Genomic DNA, 20,578 nt, shown 5'->3' with positions numbered 1-20,578 from the left:
CGCCTTTCTGACCGTTCGGTCTGGGACGCCTGCCCCGCTCCTCCGGCGCTAGACTGCGCCCGTGAGTCTGTTGCCCGTCTTCCTGAATCTGAGCAGCGAACGCGCTGTGGTCATCGGCGGCGGCGCGGTGGCCCTGCGCCGCACGCGCACCCTGCTGGACGCCGGGCTGAACGTGACCGTGATCGCGCCTGAAATCTGTGCGGAGTTGCTGACATTGCCTGTTTCGTTCGAGCAGCGCGGCTTTGGCGACGGCGATCTGACTGGTGCGCGCGTGGTCGTCGCGGCGACGGATTGCCTGGAGGTGAACAGCGCAGTTGTGGCCGCTGCCCGCGAGATCGGCGCGCTGATCAACCACGCTGGAGAGGCCGAACAGGGCAACCTGCGTTTCGCCGCCACGGCGCAGCGCGCTGGCGTGCAGGTGGCCGTCAACACCGGGCGCGAGTTGCCGATGCTGGCGCAGGCGCTGACCCGCCGCATCGCCGCCCTGCTGCCCAAACAGGAGCAGATCGACGGCTGGATCGCGGCGCGTGAACGGGCGCTGACGTTGGACGGGCCGGGACGCGAGGCCGCCATGCAGGGCCTGAAAACCGACATCCAGACCGCACTGGGCATTCCGGCATGACCCTGGCCTGCCCCACCGCCCGGCGTTTTGTGGCCGCCTCGCCGCTGCTCGCGTCTGATCCGCTGGCCCATCAACTGGACTTTGCGGTGGTGGGTCTGAACCACCACACCGCCCCGGTGGAGGTCCGCGAACGCGCCGCCGTGCGGGTGGGCGAGGAAGCCGCGCTGCTCTCGCACCTGTCCCGCCACGCCCGCGAGGTCATGTTGCTGTCCACCTGCAACCGCACCGAGGTTTATCTTGCCGGGCTGACTGGCGATCCGCTGGCCGCGTTCCAGGGGGCCTGGGGCCACGCGCTGGAGGATCACCTCTACAGTTACAGCGGCGAGGAAGCTGTGACCCACCTGTACCGCGTCGCCGCCGGGCTGGACAGCCTGGTGATCGGCGAGACCCAGATTCAGGGCCAGGTCAAACGCGCCTGGCAGGCCGCCAGCGCACGTGGCCTGAGCGGGGCGCTGCTGAATAAAGTCGCCCAGGGCGCGCTGGCCGCCGGAAAGCGGGTCCGCACCGAAACTGGCCTCAGCGACAGCGTGGTCAGCGTCTCCAGCGCCGCCGTGGAACTGGCGGAACTGGCGCTGGGCGGCTTGGCGGGCCGCACTGCCCTGATCATCGGTGCGGGCGAGACTGCCGAACTGACCCTGACGCACCTGCGCGCCGCCGGAATCGAGGACGTGATCGTGGTCAACCGCACCGCCGAGCGTGCCCGCCAGCTCGCCGCCAAGCTGGGGGGCCGCGTCTGCGCCGCCGAATACCTGCACGAGGCGTTGCCCGAGGCCGATGTGGTGATCGCCTCCAGTGCCGCGCCGCATTACGTCCTGAACGGCGAGGCGGTGGCCGCCGCCCTGGCCGGACGCCAGGGCCGCCCGATGTTCCTGATCGACATCAGTGTGCCGCGCATCCTTGACCCGGATATTGCCGGGGTACAGGGCGCGCACCTGCTCAATCTGGATGACCTGACTGCCGTGGTCCACCACAACCTGGCGGGCCGCCGCGCCGCGCTGCCGCAGGCCAGCGCCATCATCCGCGAGGCCGCCTCGGACCTGAGCCGCTGGCACCTGACGCGCGCGGCCCAGATCCACTCGGCCCAGATCCATTCAGCTCAGATCCATTCAGCTCAGATCTATTCGGCTCAGATCTATTCGGCTCAGGGCCAGCGGGAGCTGGCGGCAGCGAGCGACTGAGAAGGCGGTCTGAACGTCAAGCAGTCCGAACGCCCGGAGGCGATTGTGCTTTCAGATTCTAAAACGTTCTGACCCTCAGCCCTCCTACCCCCATTCCCCCCCCGCCGTTTCCCGTACCCTGAATTCCATGTGGACCCTTCTTTCTTCTGGCGGCCTGCGCGTGAGCGGCGCGGACCGCGTGGATTTCGTGCAGGGGCAGATGACCGGCGATCTGCGCGGCGCGGCGACGCCCGGCGTGGTGGCCTGCGCCTTTCTGAACGTGCGCGGCCAGATCGAGCAGTTCGCGCGGGCCTACAAGCGCGCGGATGACGTTTACCTGCACCTGGACGCCGGGCAGGCTGCGCCGCTGCTGGCCCGTCTCAAGCGTTACATCATCTTCGATCAGGTGGAGGTTAAAGACGTGTCGGACGACTTGCGGACGGTGCATGTCTGGCAGGCTGCGGGATTGCCCGGCTGGAACCCGGACGGCCCAGACGCACAGACCTTTGAACTGGGCGGCGGCGTGGTGCTGGCCGGGCGCGTGAACCGGACCGGAGCGCCCGGCGTGGACCTGCATTACCTCGCCCGTCACGGGGCAGAGGTGCTGCCCTTGCTGGGCGGCGACGAAGTTGCGATAGACACGCTGGACGCCGCCCGCATCCGCGCTGGGATTCCCGACATCGCCCACGACGGCTTTCTGGGCGTGCTGCCGCAGGAAGTCGGGCTGGACGTGGGCGGCCCGCTGCCGGCCATCAGCTACCGCAAGGGCTGTTATGTGGGCCAGGAAATCATGGCCCGGCTGGAGGCGCGCGGGAGTACCCGCTACCACCTCGCCCAACTGGCTGGAGACGGCTGGGACGTGGGCGCGGACGTGACCCATGCCGGGAAAGTGGTGGGTCAGGCGGGCCTGAATGAGGGTGGCCTGGGGCTGGCCCGCCTCCGCAAGGACCTGCCCGAAGGCGCGGAAGTGGAGGTGGGCGGCACCCCGGCCCGCCTGCAAGCCCTGATCGTCCGCTCCTGAAGCGCATGCTCGAAACCTTTGTGCGCGATGTGCGTGGGAGCCGTGACGGACTGATGCGCGCCGCCCGCCGCGCTTATCTGGCAGGGCTGCTGGCGCTGGCGTTGCCGGGCGTCGTGCTGGGCGCGGTGTTCGCGCTGACGGGTCCAGCACCAGTCCCGGTTTCTGCTCTGCTCGTTCTGGTGGGGCTGGCGCTGGTTCTCTCGCTGGGGGCGCTGCATTTTGCCCGCAAGGCCGCGCACACCACGGAGCAGCCTGCCCGTCAGGCGGCCCTGACCGGGGCGATTCAGGCGGCCACTGCGCCAGGGGTGCCGCTGCTGCTGGCCTGCGCCACCCTATCTCAGTGGCTGGCTGTGGCGCTGTTCGTGGTGTTGGCCGGAGCGATGCATGTGCTTGTGTGGGCGCAGTTGCCCGGCTGGGTGCGTGAGCCGGAGGCGGAGGGCTGAGGCTTCAGCCGATTTGCCCCAACTCCCAGCCCCCTCCCCCGGACTTGCAAAGCCCCGAAGCAGAGGGGCAGGGGTTCACGGGCGCGGCGGGTGGGGGAGAGGGGCAGCGTTCCTGCTCACATACACTGCTCCGTGACAGTGCGTCAAGTCCGTTCGCTGCGCGCCCGGCGGCCCTGCGGTTGCTGTGTCGTCGGCGTCTGTCAGGAAAGCCAGAGCTGGTGTCTTCTCAAATAGTCCCTCGCACTAAATCCCATACGCGCCTGAGCTGCGCTCCCGTGCCAGGCGCAACTCGGCTATCCTGACCCATGAATCCAGACATCATCGTGGTGGGCGCGGGGCTGGCCGGATTGACGGCGGCGCGGCGGCTAAGTGCGGCGGGGCGAACGGTGCGGGTGCTGGAGGCCCGTGGGCGCGTCGGCGGGCGCACCCAGACCATCCGGCTGCCGAAAACCGGTCTGAGCGTGGACGTGGGCGGCCAGTGGGTGGGTCCCAACCAGCCGCATGTGATGGCCCTGATCCACGAGCTGGGGCTGGAGGTCTACCCCACCCACGACGAGGGGCAGAATCTGGCCCTGCTGGGCGACAAGATTGTGCGTTACCGGGGCCTGATCCCGCCGCTCTCGCCGCTGGTGCTGGCCGATTACGCGCTGCTGTCGCACAGGTTCGAGGCGCTGGCCCGCAGCATTCCGCTGGACGCGCCGTGGACCGCCCCGGACGCTGCCGATCTGGACGCCCAGACCTTCGACACCTGGATCAGGAAGAACGCCCGCCGCCCGCAGACCCGCGCCCTGATGCGCGTGTACGCCGGGGCGGTCTTCAGCGCCGCGCCCGCCGAGATGAGCCTGCTGCACGCCCTGACCTACACCGCGCACGGCGGCGGCATCAACGGCCACACCCTGACGCGCGGCCACGCCCTGCAAGACCGCGTGCTGGGCGGCGCGGGCGGCATCTCGCAAAGATTGGCAGACGCTCTGGAGGATGTCAGGCTGAACAGTCCGGTGGTCCGTGTAGAACAGGATGAAACAGGGGTCACGCTGCACACGCCGGACGGCACGCACCGCGCCGAACACGCCGTCTTCGCCGTTCCCCCGGTCCTCCTCTGCGGTCTGCCCTTCGATCCGCCCCTGCCCGCCCGCCGCGCGCAGCTCCAGCAGCGGCTGCCGATGGGCGCAGTGATGAAATTCATGGCCGTCTACGAGCGTCCCTTCTGGCGCGAGGCGGGCCTGAGTGGCATGGCGATCAGCGACACCGGACCCGTCACTGTGGCTTTCGACAACAGCCCGCCGCAGGGCACCCCCGGCGTGCTCCTGGGCTTTATCGAGGGTGCGGAAGCCCGCGAACTGATGGACGTAGGCGAGCATGAGCGCCGCGACGCCGCCCTGAACAGCCTGGCCCGCATGTTTGGCGATGAGGCGTTGACACCTATTGAAACCGTGCAGCGCGACTGGACCGCCGAACCCTTCAGCGGCGGCTGTTACGGCGCGCTGTTCGGCCCCGGCGTCTGGACCGGCTACGGCGAGGCGTTGCGCGCCCCGGTGGGCCGGATTCACTGGGCGGGTGCGGAAACCGCCCGCGTGTGGATGAATTACATGGACGGCGCGGTAGAGAGCGGCGAGCGGGTGTCAGCGGAAATTCTGGGGGCGCAGGAAGGCTAGCCCAGCATGGTGACGATCTGGAGGGCCGTTTCCTGCGGGGTCAGCGCCGTGGCATTCAAGATGCGGCCCGGCCATTGCACCGTTTCCCGTCCCAGCCAGCGTTCCCAGCGCATTTCGGGCCATCCGTCCCCGGTCAGCACGTCGGGTTGCCAGTCCGGGTAGGCCTGATGGGCGCGCAGCCACGCCGCCCAGTTCAACGTGTCCTGGGTGACCTGACCCTCGCCACGCCCCCGCAGGCGGCGAATGCGTTCCACATCGTCCACGTCCAGCAGATGACGCACGCCGGGCAGTCTGGGGGCGGAGGGCGCGGCCAGAATCTCGCCGGGCGGACATTGACCCAGCAGGCCAAAATCCCCGCCTTCTTCCAGTGCGGTCCTGATCCAGCCCTCGGTCAGTTACTGGCGCTGGGCCTTGCCACTACCCGTCCAGCGTTCGTCAAAATTGTGCCAGCGCACATCTGGGCGGAATCGGCGCAGCAATGGCAGCACCGTGGATTTTCGAGCGCCAGACGCGCCGCCGATGACGTAGAACATCGGTCAAGCATAGAGCGGTGAATTGGAGGCCAGGCCATCTGGCCGATTTAGCGCAGCATCTGAACTTCCTCCAGGCCCACCAGAAATTCCCGCTCCGCGAACTTATCTCCGTCAAACGCCGGATCGCCCTGCGCCCCCGCCCCAGCGAAGTCGTACAACTCGCGGTCCAGCAGGTGACTGGGCGTCACGCGGCCCAGCGAGCGCAGGATGTTGGTCAACCGGCCTGGATGTTCGCGCTCCCACCCGGCCAGCATCTCGCCTACCACCACGCGCTGCAAATTGGGCTGAGAACCGCACAGCGTACACGGAATGATCGGAAAGGCGCGGGCGTCGGCGTAGCGCTGAATATCGGCCTCGGCCACGTAGGCCAGCGGGCGAATGACCACGTTGCTGCCGTCGTCGCTGGCTAATCTGGGGGCCATCGCCTTCAGGCGCGCGCCGAAGAACATGTTCATGAACAGCGTTTCCAGCAAGTCCTCGCGGTGGTGGCCCAGCGCAATTTTGGTGGCCCTTAACCGGCGCGCGTGCGCGTATAGGTGGCCCCGGCGCAGGCGGCTGCACAGCGTACAGGTGGTCTGGCCGGTTTTTGTTCTGGCCGTCACGGTGCTGTGGGTGTCGCGCTCCAGAATGCTGAATTCCACGCCCAGCGCCATGAGATACTTGGGCAGGATGTGCTTGGGGAAGCCCGGCTGCCCCTGGTCCAGATTGACCGCCACCAGCTCAAATTTCACCGGGGCGCGTTGCTGGAAGTGCAGCAGCACGTCCAGCAGCGTGTAGCTGTCCTTGCCGCCGCTCAGGCAGACCATCACGCGGTCCCCGTCCTCGATCATGGCGAAGTCGGCGATGGCCCGCGCGGACCCCCTGACGATGGGCTGGAACAGGTCTGTGGGCGGGGTGGCGGAGGGCAGGTGGCTCATGGGCGTGGGTGCATGGTAGCGCCCGCCTCCCCCTTATGGCGGACGGCTCTGCACGCTAGCCAGGTCAGAATGCGGCACGATGACTGGCCCGCACCCAGACCGTGACGCCCCTTTCGGCGTTTCGCGCCCCGCCCCGCTAGAGTGGGGGCAATGAGGGTTGTGCAGTGAGGTTTCTGGTTGGTCTGAGCCGCTTCGTGGCGATTGTGCTGCTGCTTGTGGCGCTCGGGGTTGTGGCCCTGTACTGGATGTGGGGCCGCAACCTGCCCAGCGTGACCGATCTGGACGTGCTGGAGGTCAGCGGGCAGACCCGCGTGTATGACCGCCAGAACGCGTTAATCGGCACGCTGACGCCTAGCCTGAGCAGCTCCGGCGGCACCAACCGCAACCTGCTCAAGCTGGGGCAGATCAGCCCGTGGCTGCAAAAGGCGGTAGTGACCAGCGAGGACCGCCGCTTCTACGAGCATCACGGTGTCGATTACATCGGCATTGCGCGCGGACTGCTCAAGGGGCTGCTGCAAAACGACCTGGAGGGCGGATCGAGCATTACCCAGCAGGTCGTGAAAAACACGCTGCTCTCCGATCTCCAGAGTGCGCGCACCGCCGAGCGCAAGTTCAAGGAAGCGGTGCTGGCCTACCAACTGGACCGCAACTACGACAAGGACCGGATTCTCAACGCGTACCTCAACATCATCTACTGGGGCGACGGGGGCCGCGACGACATCGTGGGGGCCGGGACGGCGGCGCGGGCGTACTTTGGCAAAGACGCCGCTGACCTGAACCTGGCCGAGAGCGTGTATCTGGCGACGATCATTCCCGCGCCCAACCGCCGCTACAAGCAGTTCGCCGCCTTTCGCCCGCTGATGAAGGACCTGCTGGACCGCATGGTGGAGGACGGGCGCGTGACCGGGGCCGAGGCCGACGCCGCCTGGAAAACCCCGATCTATCCGGCAGGCTGGCGCATCGGCTGGAATGCCGACGGGACCTTGCGGAGTGCCGTGCTGGAAAACATATACCGCCTCCAGGAAAATATGAACGCCCTGGAGGCCGCGCAGGGGACGGGGCGTTTCGCCTATCAGTACTACCTTCAGGCCGTCGAGAAGGAACTGGTGCCGATCATCGGGCGCAAGGCGCTGTACGGCGGCGGCAAGATCGTGACCGGCATGAGCCTGAGCGCGCAGCAGTCCGCCGAGCGGGCCAGCCTGGACGCCAGGCTGCCGGACGGCGCGACCCTGGGCATTGCGCTGGTCAGTCCGCAGGGCGGCGAGGTGCTGGCGCTGGTGGGCCAGAAGCTGACCAGCGGGCGGCCCAGCGACTGGGACAACGCCACGCAGGCGCGGCGGCAGGTGGGCAGCTCGATCAAACCGCTGCTGTACACCCTGGCGCTGGAAACCGGCTGGAAGCAGAGCGACACCGTGCTGGACTCGCCGCTGCCAAACACCTCTTACCAGCCGCAGAATTACGACGGGCGCTGGACCGGGCGTTACGTGACCATGCGTTACTCGCTGGACCACAGCCTGAATTTGCCCACCGTGCGGATCGCGCAGGAACTGGGCATCCAGAACTTCGAGGCCAAGCTCAGGCAACTGGGCCTGACCCCGCCGCCCGAGGCCGGACTGTCGCTGAGCATCGGTACGCTGGAGGCCAGCCCCCTTCAGATGGCCGCCGCCTACGCCACCTTCGCCAATGGCGGGCTGTATTACGCGCCCACGTTGGTCCGCAGCGTGGAGGACGCGCGCGGCGTTTCCCTGTATACCCGCCCGGCCCCCACCCCCAAACGGGTCTGGGACGCGCAGACGGCGTGGCTGGGGCTGGACATGATCCGGGGCGTGGTCAATGACCTGACCTCTTATCAGGGCGGTCTGGCCACCCGCGCGCAGATCGAGGGGCGGCAGGTAGGCGGCAAGACCGGCACCACCAACGAGATCAAGGACCTGTGGTTTGCGGGCGTCACGCCCACGGTGGCCGGGGCTGTCTGGGTGGGCAAGCAGGAGGGTGGGGCACTGCCGTACTGGGCCTACAGCGGCGAGATTCCCACGCCGATCTGGCAGCAGACGGTGAACGGCGCACTGGCCGGCCAGCCCGCACAGACCTTTGTGGAGCCAGGCGGCATCGCCTACCGGGTGGTCCGTCAGGTGGAGATGGCCTTCCTTACCGCCCAGGCCGACGACGAACCCACTGCCCGCGACGGCACCGGCAACAGCGGCAACAGCTTTTTCAGGCGCAACCGCCCGACGGCGCAACCAGAAGCGGCGCAGCCAGAAGCGGCGCAACCAGATACTGTGCAACCAGATACCGTGCAGCCGCAAACAGCGCAGCCAGAGACGGTCCAGCCCGCCTCACAGCCCGGAACGCCGCCAGAGTCCGCAGGGCCTGAGCCAGCGCCGGACTTTACGCCTGCGCCGGATGTTCAGGACATTCCTGCCGTCCCGGACGCTACGAATGGGGGACAGGCGGCCCCGCCCGAGCCGTTGCCCGACGCGCCGCCCGCTGACGCCTTCAACATTCCTGCCGAACCTGAGCCGTTGCCGGAGCTTGCGCCCAGCGATCCGAACAATCCGCCTGTCAATGAGATTGCGCCGGTGAACTAAGGACTATTCTCCCGCTGCGCCTGTGGGAGAGGCCGGGTTGAGGGGGGATTTCGCGGAGAACCCGCGCCACACGCACAAAAAAGCCCCCTCCATAGGGGAGAGGGCTGGGCAGCTCGCAGAGTTGCGGAGCAGAGGGCTTTCTTACGCCGCCCGCCGCGCCGCCCTGAATTTCAGAATCTGCGGCACCACCAGCGCGGCCAGGGCGCACAGCATCAGAAAGGCGGTGAAGGGCTGGGTCGCAAAGATGCTCATGTCGCCGTTGCTCTGCTGCAAAGCGGTGCGGAACTGCGATTCCGCCGTCGGCCCCAGCACCACGGCGATAATCGCGGGCGTGACCGGAAAATCGAAGCGGCGCATGCCGTAGCCGATCACGCCGAACAGCGCCAGCAGACCCAGGTCAAAGACGCTGTTGTTCAGCGAGTACACGCCCACCGTGCTGAACACCAGAATCCCGGCGTACAGAAAGGGGCGCGGGATCAGCAGCAGTCTGGCCCAGACCGGGGCCAGCGGCAGGTTCAGCGCCAGCAGCATGGCGTTGCCGATGTACAGACTGGCGATCAGTCCCCAGACCAGATCGCCGTTGGTAATGAACAGCAGTGGCCCCGGCTGGAGGCCGTACTGCTGGAAGGCGGCCAGCAGAATCGCGGCGGTGGCGCTGGTGGGCAGCCCCAGCGTCAGCAGCGGCACCAGCACCCCTGCCGCGCTGGCGTTGTTGGCAGCCTCCGGCCCGGCCACACCCTCGATTGCGCCGTTGCCGAATTCCTCCGGGTGCTTGGACAGGCGTTTTTCCAGCGTGTAGCTCAGGAACGTCGGGATCTCCGCGCCGCCCGCCGGAATCGCGCCGAAGGGAAAGCCCAGCGCCGTGCCGCGCAGCCACGGCCCCCAGCTTCTGCGCCAGTCCTCCTTGCTCATGACCGCGCCGCCCTCCAGCTTGATCACGTTGTCCTTGCCCTTGCGCAGGCGGCTGGCCACATACAGCGTCTCGCCGATGGCAAACAGCCCGATCACCACGGTAATGAAGTCGATGCCGTCCAGCAATTCCGGGCGGCCCAGCGTGAAGCGCGCCTGTCCACTCTGCAAATCCGTCCCCACCAGGCCAACCGCCAGGCCCAGAAACAGACTCAGCAATCCGCGCAACGGGCTGGCCCCGAAGGTGGCGCTGATGGTCACGAAGGCCAGCATGATCAGCGCGAACTTGGCCCCCGGCGTGATCTGCACGGCAATGTCGGCAATGGCCGGGGCGGCGAAGGTCAGCAGCAGCGTGCCAATCGTCCCGGCGATAAACGAGCCGATGGCGGCGGTGGCCAGCGCGGCGGCGGCCCGCCCCTTCTTCGCCATCTTGTTGCCCTCCAGCGCGGTGATGATGCTGGCCGATTCGCCGGGAGTATTGAGCAGGATCGAAGTCGTGGACCCCCCGAACATCCCGCCGTAGTAGATGCCCGCAAACATTATAAAGGCGCTCACGGGCGGCAGTTTGGCCGTCACTGGCAGCAGCAGCGCCACCGTCAGCGCCGGGCCGATGCCGGGCAGCACGCCCACCAGCGTTCCCAGCGTGACGCCCACCAAGGCCCACAGCAGGTTCAGCGGGCTGAGGGCCGTCTCAAAGCCTGCGAACAGTGAAGTCAGGGACTCCATTACAGAATCCCCTTGAGTACGCCAGCGGGCAAACTCAGGTCCAGACCGCGCGTAAAGGCCAGGTACGTGACCAGGGCCACCGCCAGCGCCACGAAGGCCATCAGCCCGATCCTGCGCTCACCAAAGGCCCAGGCCACGCTGAAATACATGATGGCCGTGCCGATCACGAAGCCCGCCGAGGTCAGCACCGCCGCGCCCAGCAAAAAACCGCCCAGGATGATGCCGGGGGCCGCCAGATTGACGGGGGCCTCCATGTCGGTGTCTTCCTCGGCGGCGGGTTCGGCGCGGTCCCCACGCAGCACGCTGACGGTCAGCAGCACGCCCAGCGCGGTCAGGCCCACGCTGACGATCAGCGGAAACACGCGCGGCCCCACCACCGCGTTCATGCCGAAAGGAATCTCGCGGCTGCCGATCAACAGGGCGATGCCCAGCGCGGTGATCGTCAGCGCCACCAGCAAGTCGGGAACGCTGACGCCGGGCCGGGCGGAAGAGGTGGGCGGGGGTTGGGTCATGGGGTCTCCTGTGGAGGGTCTGAGTTCTTCTTCCCCTCTCCCCCTGTGGGAGAGGGTGGAGCCGCGTAGCGGCGGGGGGGGAGGGGGTCACCGGGCAGGCCGTCACGTTCATCAATCAGCCGGGCCTCTTCTCCCCGGCCCCACAAAAGACCCCACAAAAGAAGTGAGGCGAAGGGCATGGATCTCCCCTCCGCCTCATCCCCTGTCCAGCGCTTACTTGACCAGGCCGATGCTTTGCAGCACTTCCTTGGTGCGGGCGGCTTCCAGCTTCAAGTACACGTCGAACTTGCTGCCGCTGAGGTACAGGTCCGTCCAGTTGCGGGTGGCCAGGGTGTCCTTCCACTGCTTGCTGGCGTGCATCTTGTCCAGCGCGGAGACCAGCGCGGCCTTGTCACTGGCGCTGATGCCGGGGGCGGCCACGATGCCGCGCCAGTTGGCCAGTTCCACGTTGATGCCCTGCGCCTTTAGCGTGGGAACATCGATGCCCGCCTGCGGTTTGCCCGAGCTGATGCCGATGGCGCGCAGTTTGCCCGCCTTGATCTGGGCCTCGAACTCGCCGTAGCCAGAGACGCCTGCCGCCACCTGGTTGCCCAGCAGCGCGGCCAGCACCTCGCCGCCGCCGCTGAACGGCACGTAGTTGATCTTCTTGGTATCCACGCCCGCTGCCTTGGCCATCAGGCCCACCAGCATGTGATCGGTGCCGCCCGCGCTGCCGCCCGCAAAAGCCGTCTTGCCGGGATCGGTCTTCCAGGCGGCCACCAGATCGGCCATGGTCTTGTAGGGGCTGGCGGCGGGCACCACGACCACCTCGTACTCGCCGGTCAGGCGGGCCAGCGGGGTCACGCGGCTCAGGTCCACCTTGGAGCCGTTGGTCTGGATCGCGCCCACCATCACCAGGCCCATGGTCATCATCAGGCTGCCGTCGCCCTTGGCGTTGGAAAGCTGCGCCAGACCGATCGTGCCGCCCGCGCCCGGGACGTTGAAGACCTGCACGGGCTTGGCGATGCCCTGTTCCTGCATCACGTTCTGGATGGCGCGGCTGGTCTGGTCCCAGCCGCCACCGGGGCTGGCCGGGGCCATGATCCGCAGGTTGTTGATGTTCTGGGCCAGGGTTGCGGGGGCAGCCAGCAGCAGGGCGGACAGGGTCAGGACAATACGTTTGGTCTTCATGGTGAAACCTCCATTGGGCTGCGCCGGGGGGGGGCGCGGGTGTGGATTGTGCGTGCTTTGCAGCCTAGCCTCTCACTCGATACTTAGCAAGAGGATTGGGCCGTCTGGCACGCGGTTTTTAATGAGCGCAATGCACAGCCATGAACACAATGCACGAAAGTAAGGTTAATCTGGCTGAGGAGATACAAGGTGTTTCCTGCCGTAGCGGCCTACCGCTGTGAGAGCCACTACACCTGCCAGTAGATACGTCATGGCGTCCACATTGATGATCTGAACCCCCAGCCTGTCGCCTAATACGCCTGAAACGGCCATGCCCAGAAACTGCGCCCCGCCAAACAGCGCGAAGTAACTGCCGAACACCCGTCCGCGCACCTCCGGGACCGATTCTTGCTGGAGGTTTAGCATTTGCGCCGTCCCCCAAGCGGTAAAGGGCAGGCCAGCCAGCGCCGTAAGGACTAGCGCAGGCCACAGAATGGGGTAGACCAGAGCGTAATTAAAAATAACGGCCAGCAGCAGACCGCTCAGGAGAGCGCTCCAGCCCAGCAGTTTGACTGTGGAAAAGCGCCCGGCGAATGTTGCCAGCAGTGCCCCCGCCAGTACGCCTCCCACCGCCTGCACCGACATTAAATATCCCAGTTCCAGCCCTCCTCCCCGTAAGGTGGTGCTGACCCAGGGGGCCATCAGGGCGGAGATGAAGCCCTCGCCGAAGCCCACCAGCGCGGCCAACCCAAAACTGAGCATAAGCAGCGGCTGCCCCTGGACGGCACGCAACCCGGCCAGCCATTCCTGTCCAAATGCGCCGGGCTGCCGAGTTGTCGCAGGCTGATGCGGCCCATCCTCCACCCGCATCAGCAGCAGCAGGCCCGCCGCCAGCACAAAACTCAGGGCGTCCATGATCACCACGCCTGCGAAACCACTGCGGGCGACCAGCACGCCGCCCAGGGCCGGGCCGATCAGGCGGGCGAGGTTGTTGTTCAGCGCATTGAGGCTATTGGCTGCTGGGAGCAAATGCTCGCCCACCAGTGTGGGCAGCAGGGCGTTCTCGGCTGGCCCCAGAAACTGCGATAAGGCCGCTTGCGCTAGGGCCACTGGCAGAATGGTCCACCACGGCAGGTTCAGCCCTATCAGAAACGCCAGCGTGACCACCGCCAGGGCCAGATTGACCCAGATCAGGGTCCGGCGGTGGTGCCAGCGGTCCACAAATACACCTGCTACCTGCCCCAGTACAGTGGTGGCGAATGCGCCGGTCATCACGCTCAGGGCCGTCGCCACCGTGGAATCTGTGCGCGAGTAGACGTAGACTGGCAGGGCAATAAACATCGCGCCGTTGCCGATCCACGAGATCAATCCTGCCCACCAGGCCAGCATGAAATTCTGGTGACGCAGCAGAATTTGCAGAGGCGAAGTGGTCATGCCAGGTAACATCGACGCTAGGCTGCTGCAAATGAAAGGGCCAGATTCAGGTAGGGCGCATGTGATTCAGGATGTGGGACAGGCCCACCTGCTGAGCGATCCGCGCAGCCTGACCTATTTCAAACCGTTCTTAGCCGAGGAGCGCACAGTCAGCGCGGCGGCGCAGGAACTGGGGTGTAACCTCAACACCCTGCTTTACCGCGTCCGGGTGATGCTGGATGCCGGGCTGCTGCGGGTCACGCGCACCGAACGCCGGGCGGGCCGGGCGATCAAGCATTACCGGAGCGTCCACGATGCCTATTTCGTTCCTTTCGGCCTGACCGCCTACCACACCCTCGAAGATCGGCTGGCCGCGCAAGGTGCGCCCCTTTTCGGAACGCTAATCCGGGCATATGGGGAGGTATTGCGGAGCAGCGAACACTCGGGCCGCTTCCTGCTGCGTGACGAGCGGGGTGCGGTGCTGACCACCGATTTTCCACCCCAACAGACGCCAGGTGGCCTGCCCATCGTCTTCTACGACACTACCCTGACCCTCGATGTTGCCGACGCCCGCGCGTTGGGGGAAAACTTGCAAAGCGCTTTTGGGCAGGGGGTCAGTGCCAGGGCATCCGCATCCAGTGGCCCGGCAGGTCAGCGATATTTGCTGATGGTGGCGCTGCTGCCGCTGGCGGAGGTGGATCAGGTCACACGTCCGGGGCAGGACACGGAAGCATAGAAGACGAAGGTTCTACAATGACCTTATCTGATGAGAGTTCTCCGCCGTTTCCTCCCCAGTAGAGGGCTGCAAGGCCGCCTGGTGCGCTGGCATCTGGCCGTGCTGTGCGCCATGACCGCGCTGCTGGTGGGCGTGCAGACCGCGCAACTGTACGGCGAGGCCCGCGAGCGGCTGGGCGAGCGGGCCATGACCACCAGCCGTCTGGTGGCCCGGCTGCCGGAGGTGGTGGGGGGCGCGGCGTCGGGCCAGCCCAATCCGGCGCTGAACGCCCGCGTCAATTCACTGCGCGGCGCGGCAGAGGCCGATTTCATCGTGGTGGGGGACCGCTCGGGGATCCGGCTGGCGCATCCGGTGCCCGGGCGTCTGGGCCAGCCGATGGAAGGCGGCGACAACATCGAACCCTTCGCGGGCCGCGAGATCGTCAGTGTGGCGCGCGGCAGCCTGGGCGTCAGCGTGCGCGGCAAGGTGCCGGTCTGGGAGGACGGCGAGGTGGTGGGCGTGGTCAGCACCGGCTACCTGATGCCGCAGGTGTGGTCCCTGGTGGGCGAGGCCCTGACCGGGCTTGCGCCGTGGTTCGTGCTGGCGCTGGGTCTGGGCACGCTGGGCGCGGTGTGGGCCGCCCGCCGCCTGCGCGCCGAGATCCTGAACCTAGAGCCGGAGGAAATCGCCGCCCTGGCCCGGCAGCAACGCGCCGTGCTGGCCGCCCTGCGTGAGGGGGTGATCGCGGTGGACGCCGCTGGTCAGGTCACGCTGGTCAGTGACCGCGCCGCCGAGCTGCTGGGCGAGCGGACCACGCCCTTCCGGCTGGAAGAGGTCTGGCCCGAACTGGCCCAACTAACGCGCGGCGGCGTGGCGGCCCGGCAGCAGAACCTGGAACTGACCCTGCGCGCCGAACCACTGCTGGCAAACATAGAACCGCTGGAGGGCGGGGGCTTCGTCTGCGGCTTCCGGGACCGCGCGCAGGCGCTGGCACTGGCCGAGGAACTGACCCATGCACGCGGCTTCGTGGACGTGCTGCGCGCCCAGACCCACGAGTACCAGAACCGCCTGCACGTCATCTCTGGACTGCTGCAACTGGGCCGCCCGGACGAGGCCCTGCGGGTGCTGAACGCCGAGATCAGGGCCGACGCCGAGTTCCGGCAACTGCTGCGCGACGTGCAGGTGCCGCGTCTGGTGGCCCTGCTGGCGGGCAAGCGTGAGCGGGCGCAGGAGCTGGGCATCGACTTTGCGGTGGTCAGGGGCAGCAGCCTGTCGCCCGTCTGGGAGCGGCACGCCGATACCCTGGTCACGGCGGTGGGCAACCTGACCGAGAACGCTTTCGAGGCGCTGGCGGGGCAGCCGGGCCGCGTCACCGTGTCCATCGGCGAGGACCCCGACGGCCTGCAAATCGAGCTCGAGGACAGCGGCCCCGGCGTGAGCGTTGCCCTGAGCGGAAGTCTGTTCGTGCGCGGCGTGAGCAGCAAGGGCGAGGGCCGGGGGCATGGCCTGGCCGGGGTCCTGGCCCGTGTGGGCGCGCTGGGCGGGCAGCTTCGGCATCACCGGCGCGGTCAGGTCACGGTGTTCGAGGTCAGCCTGCCTGCGCCACTTCCTGCGCTCTCCGTATCTCTTGCAGCGTCCGAACAGGTGGGCGGGTGAATCCTGCGCCGCCCTCCGTGCGCGTGCTGCTCGTCGAGGACGACGTGCGCGTGGCCCGTGTCAACCGCGATCTGCTGGAGCGGGACCCCGGCGTGCATGTGGTGGGCAGCGCCGCCACCTGCGCCCAGGGCGATTCGCTGGCCCGCGCCCTCGCGCCGGACCTGATCCTGCTGGACGTGCATCTGCCCGACGGCAGCGGTCTGGGCCTGCTGCACCACTGGCGCGCGGCGGGCCTGCTGACCGACGTGGCCCTGATCACCGCCGCCGACGACGAATCCAGCGTGAGACTGGCGCTGGCGCACGGGGCCTTCGATTACCTGATCAAGCCCTTTACTGGCGCGCGGCTGGCCGAACTGGTGGCCCGGCACCGCTCCCGTCGCCCCACGGGAGAGGGCGGTCCCCATCTGGCCCAGGCCGAACTGGACCGCGTGCTGGGCGTGACCCCCAGCGCAGTGGAGAGCCTGCCGCGCGGCATCGATCCGCACACGCTGGAGCGGGTGGCCGCCGCGCTGCGTGAGGCGCAGAGCAGCGTCAGCGCCGAGGACCTGGGTGAACGCGTGGGCCTGAGCCGCGTGACGGCCTGGCGTTACCTGGAACATCTGGTGCGGGTGGGCGAGGCTGCGCTGGACCACCAGTACGGTCAGTCGGGGCGGCCCGCCAAGCTCTACCGACTTCAGCAGGAACCAGGGTGAATTGATGTGACCCTTCTACCCGTACGGGAGACGCTGTAGAGGCGGCGGGGGTCAGGGGGTCACCTGGCAGGTCCCAGAGCATTTGTCAGAAGAGTTCTCCACTTTTGACCGAACGGAGTGAGTGAATGTTGCCGAGTATTTGGGACTGGCACAGCTCTGTAGGAGAGAATGGAAGCACCGGGAGTCTCCCTTCCCAATGCTGTCATTCGGACCAATGCTCTAACCAAGCACAAGATGGAGGTATCTCCCTGGCGTCCCCATGTGCCCCGCGCCCTGCCTGCGCCATCGCCCGGTCAGCCGCTATGCTGCGGGCCATTAATCTGTACTGGGTTCAAGGGGAGGACCAATGGCGCGACGTGGATCGGTGTTACATGGGGTGGCGGGCATAGGCTGGGGGCTGCTGTGGCTGCTGCTGTTCGTGCTGGTGGCGGTACTGGGGGTGGTGTGGTGGGCCAGGGCAATGTCTGTGCCGCAGGTCAGTGGAGACGTGACATCAAGCGGGCTGACCACCCCGGTGTCGGTCACCCGAGACGCCTGGGGCGTGCCGCACATCCGCGCACAGTCCGACGAGGACGCCGTGTATGCGCTGGGTTTTGTCCACTGGCAGGACCGCGCGTGGCAGATGGACTTCCAGCGCCGCGTGGTGGCGGGCCGCCTGGCTGAAGTGCTGGGCGAACCCGCGCTGGCCCAGGACAAATTCCTGCGGACCTGGGGATTCCAGCAGGCCGCCGAGTCGATCTTGCCCGCTCTCTCGGGGCGCTCGCGCCGTCTGGTCAGCGCCTACACGGCAGGGGTGAACGCGGCCATGCAGCAGGGCAAGGTGGCTCCCGAGTTCCGCATCCTGGGCTACACCCCCGCACCCTGGCAGGAGGTGGACAGCGTGTCCTGGAGCAAGCTGATGGCCTATGACCTGGGCGGCAACATGGAGGGCGAGGTGCTGAACACCCGCGTCATGCAGCGCCTGGGCCAGCAGGGTCTGAATGAGGTTGTCGCCCCCTACCCGGCAAACGGCCCCACCATCCTCAGCGGCGATGAACTGGCGACAACGGGGAGGAGGCCAGGGGCCGATCCGAACACGGCCACCCTCTCCTCATCAGCTCTGGCTTCCCTGCAAACCCACCTGAACGCGGCCCGCGAGCTGGGTCTGCAAGCCGTTCCCGGCAAAGGGAGCAACGACTGGGTGATCGCGGGAAGCCGCACCGCCAGCGGCAAGCCGATCCTGGCCGACGATCCCCACCTGTCGCTGACCAGTCCGATGCTGTGGTATCTGGCCGACATCCAGGGGCCTGGCCTCAAGGCCATCGGGGCCAGCATTCCGGGGTTGCCCGCCATCGTGATCGGGCGCAACGAGCAGGTGGCCTGGGGCGTGACCAACACCAATCCAGACGTGCAGGACCTGTATATCGAAGCTGCCGACGCCTCGTTTACCCAGCGCCAGGAAGTCATTACAGTCAAGGGCGGCGACGACGTGACTCTGACCGTGCGCCAGAGCAAGCACGGCCCGGTGGTCAGCGACGCGGGCGCAGCCGACGTGGGGCCGCGCGTGGCCCTCAGGTGGACGGCGCTGCAACCGGGCGACACCACCATGGACGCCTTCATGGGCCTGAATTACGCGCAAAACTGGGACGACTTCAAGACGGCCCTGACCAGTTACGTGGCCCCCAGTCAGAACTTCGTCTACGCCGATGTGGATGGCAATACCGGCTATTACGCGCCGGGGAAAGTGCCAATACGCGACGGCTGGGACGGCAGCCTGCCGGTCAGCGGCGACGGCAGCCGCGAGTGGACCGGTTACATTCCCTTCGCTGCGCTGCCCCACACCTACAACCCCGCCGACGGGCTGGTGGTCACGGCGAACAACAAAGTCGTGCCGGACAGCTACGCCTACAACCTGGGCAATGAGCGCAACTGGGCCGAGCCGTACCGCGCCCAGCGCATCACCGAACTGCTGACTGCCAGGCCCGACGGCCTGACCGTGCAGGACGTGAAAGCGGTGCAACTCGATACCGTCAGTCTGGTATGGCAGGACATGAAAGGCGCGCTGCTCGCCACCCAGCCCGACGGTGACCCCAGCCGTCAGGCGCTGGAACTGCTGCGCGGCTGGGACGGCAACGAGCGCGTGGATGGGGTCGCCCCCAGCATCTTCGAGGCGTGGCTGATGGGGTTGCAGACCATGGCCCAGGACGAACTGGGCAACAGCACCACCCTGAACAGTCTGAGCGTGTTGAAGCAGCTCCAGACCGACGGCGAACTGTGCCGCGACGAGGCCGCGAAGCTCCAGAACTGCGCTGCCCAGCTCAGCGCCAGCCTGAAGCGGGCGGTGGAGGATCTGAGCGCCCGTCTGGGAGCCGATCCCTCGGGCTGGACCTACGGCAAGCTGCACCACGTCGCCAGCAACCACCGCGCGTTTGGCAACGTCAGCGCGCTGGCGTGGCTGTTCAACCACGGCGCGCCCACGGGCGGCGGGACCAACACCGTGAACGTTGCCCGCCCGGAGCAGGGGACCTTCCGGCAGACGCACGGGGCCAGCTACCGCCAGATCGTTGACCTGAGTGACCTGAACAAGAGTGTCTTTGTCGGCAGCCTGGGCCAGGGCGGCAATCCGCTGGGCGGCCATGTCAGCGACCAGCAGCCCCTGTGGATCGCCGGAGAATACCTGCCCATGAGTACCGACGAGAAGGACTGGGGCAAGGTCCAGAAGCTGACCCTGACGCCGGGGCTGTCAGGCAACAAATCCGAAACCCGCCCTTAGACTTTTGGACCCTCAGACCTTTAGACTTCGCAGCATGCCTGAATTTGACCGCGTGCGCGAAGCCCTCCGCGCCAGCATGAGTGCCTGGGCCACCCTGGAAGTGCGGGGAGATCAGGCGCGCGTGATTCCCGCGCCTGACCTGGACCAGATGGCCCTGCACCTGGAGAGTGCCGATCCACAGTGGAGCCTGGCCTGGGCCTGCGACAGCGTGCAGCCCCCGGTGGTCCGCGCCCGCCTGACCCTGCTGGGCGTGACCCGCGAGGGCCTGTCCGGCGGCCATACCCTCAGCGACGCCAAATGGGCCGCCCTGGCCGACGCCGCCCGCACCTTTGGTGTCGCGCCTGCCGGGGAAATTCCCTGGGTGGAATACGACGCCGAGGACGGTCCCAATACCTCCGATCTGGACGAGGTGACGCCGCTGCCCAGCTCGCCTGCTGTTGCGCCACTTCCCCCGGAGCCGCCCCGCGATCCGCAGATGGAAAAGGCGCGCAACCACATCGACGATCTCCTCGATCAACTCAAGGCCGCAGGCCGTGGGGGAGAGGCCGCCCGCATCCTGATGCGCGGTTACGGTGAGACCGTGGAGGAAAGCCGCGCCATCTACAAGGAATTGCAGGTGGTGCTGAAGGGCTGACTGGGACTCCGACCGAAAGGTGTTGGAACCACCTGGAATTTCGAGCGGGCGTCCAAGTGTCCTTGTGGGCGCTTCTGCGGTCCAGTCCGTCAAAAAGCCCCTCGTCCAGCACGGGCCAGGGGCCTTCTTTTTAAGTTCCAGTGCCAGCGCCTGGCGGCCTGACAAATTTTATGAGTGCGGACGAAAAACGAGTTGCCAGCCGACTTCAAGGGTGGTTTGAGGGGGGGCATGAAGGCGTTTCCGCTGACCTGGTGGTTCAGGGTCAGGCCCGCCCTGGAGCGTCAGGTGAGAGAAGATTGCCTGACCACGGCTCAGCGCGTAATGAACCGCCCGGAGACCGATCTTGAGGTAGCTCAGCGCCCGCCGCCAGTGGGGATCGACGTGTCGTCGATCCCCACGCTGCACCACCTCGATACCTTCGGAGACGAGCAGCAAGGTCGCCACCGACAGCACCAGGATCAGGCGCTCCAGACTGGCGGCGTCG

General features: G+C 67.1%; 18 protein-coding genes and 1 pseudogene. 11 read left to right on the top strand and 8 right to left on the bottom strand.

The features are described 5' to 3' along the window. The first annotated feature begins 61 nt into the window (after positions 1-61). The 5 genes from Q322_RS0105415 to Q322_RS0105390 all read left to right on the top strand — a co-directional run bounded on the left by Q322_RS0105415 (position 62) and on the right by Q322_RS0105390 (position 4,898). Entirely contained in the window at positions 62-622 is a 561-nt protein-coding gene (locus tag Q322_RS0105415; RefSeq protein WP_029476697.1) for a precorrin-2 dehydrogenase/sirohydrochlorin ferrochelatase family protein, read from the top strand. Continuing rightward, entirely contained in the window at positions 619-1,800 is a 1,182-nt protein-coding gene (gene hemA, locus Q322_RS0105410; RefSeq protein ID WP_084147817.1) for a glutamyl-tRNA reductase, read from the top strand. The genes Q322_RS0105415 and hemA overlap by 4 nt, the downstream gene beginning before the upstream one ends. Before the next feature lie 127 nt (positions 1,801-1,927). Then, complete coding sequence (gene ygfZ / locus Q322_RS0105405) at positions 1,928-2,800, top strand: CAF17-like 4Fe-4S cluster assembly/insertion protein YgfZ (RefSeq protein WP_029476693.1); 873 nt, start codon at positions 1,928-1,930, stop codon at positions 2,798-2,800. Positions 2,801-2,805: 5 nt separating this feature from the next. Further along, positions 2,806-3,243: a hypothetical protein gene (locus Q322_RS0105400; protein ID WP_029476691.1), complete on the top strand. Its 438-nt coding sequence runs from the start codon at positions 2,806-2,808 to the stop codon at positions 3,241-3,243. A 305-nt stretch (positions 3,244-3,548) separates the two neighbouring features. After that, positions 3,549-4,898 (top strand): flavin monoamine oxidase family protein, encoded by a 1,350-nt coding sequence (locus Q322_RS0105390; RefSeq protein WP_029476689.1) that lies wholly within the window; start codon positions 3,549-3,551, stop codon positions 4,896-4,898. Here Q322_RS0105390 and Q322_RS0105385 read toward each other — a convergent pair. From Q322_RS0105385 to ttcA, 3 genes are all read right to left on the bottom strand, one after another. After that, positions 4,895-5,179, bottom strand: a complete 285-nt coding sequence (locus Q322_RS0105385; RefSeq protein WP_051668262.1) for a hypothetical protein — start codon at positions 5,177-5,179, stop codon at positions 4,895-4,897. The genes Q322_RS0105390 and Q322_RS0105385 overlap by 4 nt on opposite strands. A gap of 114 nt (positions 5,180-5,293) precedes the next feature. After that, positions 5,294-5,431, bottom strand: a complete 138-nt coding sequence (locus Q322_RS23110; protein ID WP_156952899.1) for a hypothetical protein — start codon at positions 5,429-5,431, stop codon at positions 5,294-5,296. Positions 5,432-5,478: 47 nt separating this feature from the next. Continuing rightward, positions 5,479-6,348, bottom strand: a complete 870-nt coding sequence (gene ttcA / locus Q322_RS0105380; RefSeq protein WP_029476686.1) for a tRNA 2-thiocytidine(32) synthetase TtcA — start codon at positions 6,346-6,348, stop codon at positions 5,479-5,481. Between the two features lie 164 nt (positions 6,349-6,512). On the opposite strand from ttcA, the gene Q322_RS0105375 reads away from it, so the two are divergent. Continuing rightward, on the top strand, positions 6,513-8,936 hold the full coding sequence (locus tag Q322_RS0105375; protein WP_034417717.1) for a transglycosylase domain-containing protein: 2,424 nt from the start codon (positions 6,513-6,515) through the stop codon (positions 8,934-8,936). A gap of 141 nt (positions 8,937-9,077) precedes the next feature. Here Q322_RS0105375 and Q322_RS0105370 read toward each other — a convergent pair whose 3' ends face one another. From Q322_RS0105370 to Q322_RS0105355, 4 genes are all read right to left on the bottom strand, one after another. Next, positions 9,078-10,571 (bottom strand): tripartite tricarboxylate transporter permease, encoded by a 1,494-nt coding sequence (locus tag Q322_RS0105370; RefSeq protein WP_029476683.1) that lies wholly within the window; start codon positions 10,569-10,571, stop codon positions 9,078-9,080. Next, entirely contained in the window at positions 10,571-11,083 is a 513-nt protein-coding gene (locus Q322_RS0105365; protein ID WP_029476681.1) for a tripartite tricarboxylate transporter TctB family protein, read from the bottom strand. Before Q322_RS0105365 ends, Q322_RS0105370 begins: the two co-directional genes overlap by 1 nt. A 213-nt stretch (positions 11,084-11,296) precedes the next feature. Beyond that, entirely contained in the window at positions 11,297-12,253 is a 957-nt protein-coding gene (locus tag Q322_RS0105360) for a Bug family tripartite tricarboxylate transporter substrate binding protein (RefSeq protein ID WP_029476679.1), read from the bottom strand. Between the two features lie 165 nt (positions 12,254-12,418). Further along, complete coding sequence (locus Q322_RS0105355) at positions 12,419-13,666, bottom strand: MFS transporter (RefSeq protein WP_051668261.1); 1,248 nt, start codon at positions 13,664-13,666, stop codon at positions 12,419-12,421. Between the two features lie 31 nt (positions 13,667-13,697). Here Q322_RS0105355 and Q322_RS21585 point away from each other — a divergent pair, with 31 nt between their 5' ends. The 5 genes from Q322_RS21585 (at position 13,698) to Q322_RS0105330 (ending at position 20,094) form a co-directional block, all read left to right on the top strand. Beyond that, positions 13,698-14,381 (top strand): ArsR/SmtB family transcription factor, encoded by a 684-nt coding sequence (locus Q322_RS21585; RefSeq protein WP_162176590.1) that lies wholly within the window; start codon positions 13,698-13,700, stop codon positions 14,379-14,381. 30 nt (positions 14,382-14,411) lie between these two features. After that, positions 14,412-16,016, top strand: a complete 1,605-nt coding sequence (locus tag Q322_RS0105345; protein WP_051668259.1) for an ATP-binding protein — start codon at positions 14,412-14,414, stop codon at positions 16,014-16,016. Continuing rightward, positions 16,013-16,708 carry a response regulator gene (locus Q322_RS0105340; protein WP_029476672.1) on the top strand — a complete coding sequence of 232 codons (696 nt, stop codon included), beginning with the start codon at positions 16,013-16,015 and terminating at the stop codon, positions 16,706-16,708. Before Q322_RS0105345 ends, Q322_RS0105340 begins: the two co-directional genes overlap by 4 nt. 346 nt (positions 16,709-17,054) lie before the next feature. After that, positions 17,055-19,460 carry a penicillin acylase family protein gene (locus Q322_RS0105335; RefSeq protein ID WP_051668258.1) on the top strand — a complete coding sequence of 802 codons (2,406 nt, stop codon included), beginning with the start codon at positions 17,055-17,057 and terminating at the stop codon, positions 19,458-19,460. A gap of 34 nt (positions 19,461-19,494) precedes the next feature. Next, a complete protein-coding gene (locus Q322_RS0105330; protein ID WP_029476669.1) occupies positions 19,495-20,094 on the top strand; it encodes a hypothetical protein in 600 nt (199 codons plus the stop codon). A 168-nt stretch (positions 20,095-20,262) separates the two neighbouring features. Here Q322_RS0105330 and Q322_RS23810 read toward each other — a convergent pair. After that, positions 20,263-20,578: pseudogene (locus Q322_RS23810) on the bottom strand (transposase); the annotation flags it as partial.

It is taken from the genome of Deinococcus frigens DSM 12807, from assembly GCF_000701425.1.
Lineage (GTDB): Bacteria > Deinococcota > Deinococci > Deinococcales > Deinococcaceae > Deinococcus > Deinococcus frigens.
The sequence above is the reverse complement of the archived record's forward strand: the minus strand, read 5'-3'. Positions and strand labels throughout refer to the sequence as shown.

Bases quoted from the DNA above. Each gene is read 5' to 3' on its own strand.
- hemA (WP_084147817.1), top strand. From the start codon at position 619: ATGACCCTGGCCTGCCCCACCGCCCGGCGTTTTGTGGCCGCCTCGCCG.
- ygfZ (WP_029476693.1), top strand. From the start codon at position 1,928: ATGTGGACCCTTCTTTCTTCTGGCGGCCTGCGCGTGAGCGGCGCGGAC.
- Q322_RS0105400 (WP_029476691.1), top strand. From the start codon at position 2,806: ATGCTCGAAACCTTTGTGCGCGATGTGCGTGGGAGCCGTGACGGACTG.
- Q322_RS0105390 (WP_029476689.1), top strand. From the start codon at position 3,549: ATGAATCCAGACATCATCGTGGTGGGCGCGGGGCTGGCCGGATTGACG.
- Q322_RS23110 (WP_156952899.1), bottom strand. From the start codon at position 5,431: ATGTTCTACGTCATCGGCGGCGCGTCTGGCGCTCGAAAATCCACGGTG.
- ttcA (WP_029476686.1), bottom strand. From the start codon at position 6,348: ATGAGCCACCTGCCCTCCGCCACCCCGCCCACAGACCTGTTCCAGCCC.
- Q322_RS0105370 (WP_029476683.1), bottom strand. From the start codon at position 10,571: ATGGAGTCCCTGACTTCACTGTTCGCAGGCTTTGAGACGGCCCTCAGC.
- Q322_RS0105365 (WP_029476681.1), bottom strand. From the start codon at position 11,083: ATGACCCAACCCCCGCCCACCTCTTCCGCCCGGCCCGGCGTCAGCGTT.
- Q322_RS0105360 (WP_029476679.1), bottom strand. From the start codon at position 12,253: ATGAAGACCAAACGTATTGTCCTGACCCTGTCCGCCCTGCTGCTGGCT.
- Q322_RS0105355 (WP_051668261.1), bottom strand. From the start codon at position 13,666: ATGACCACTTCGCCTCTGCAAATTCTGCTGCGTCACCAGAATTTCATG.
- Q322_RS21585 (WP_162176590.1), top strand. From the start codon at position 13,698: ATGAAAGGGCCAGATTCAGGTAGGGCGCATGTGATTCAGGATGTGGGA.
- Q322_RS0105345 (WP_051668259.1), top strand. From the start codon at position 14,412: ATGAGAGTTCTCCGCCGTTTCCTCCCCAGTAGAGGGCTGCAAGGCCGC.
- Q322_RS0105335 (WP_051668258.1), top strand. From the start codon at position 17,055: ATGGCGCGACGTGGATCGGTGTTACATGGGGTGGCGGGCATAGGCTGG.
- Q322_RS0105330 (WP_029476669.1), top strand. From the start codon at position 19,495: ATGCCTGAATTTGACCGCGTGCGCGAAGCCCTCCGCGCCAGCATGAGT.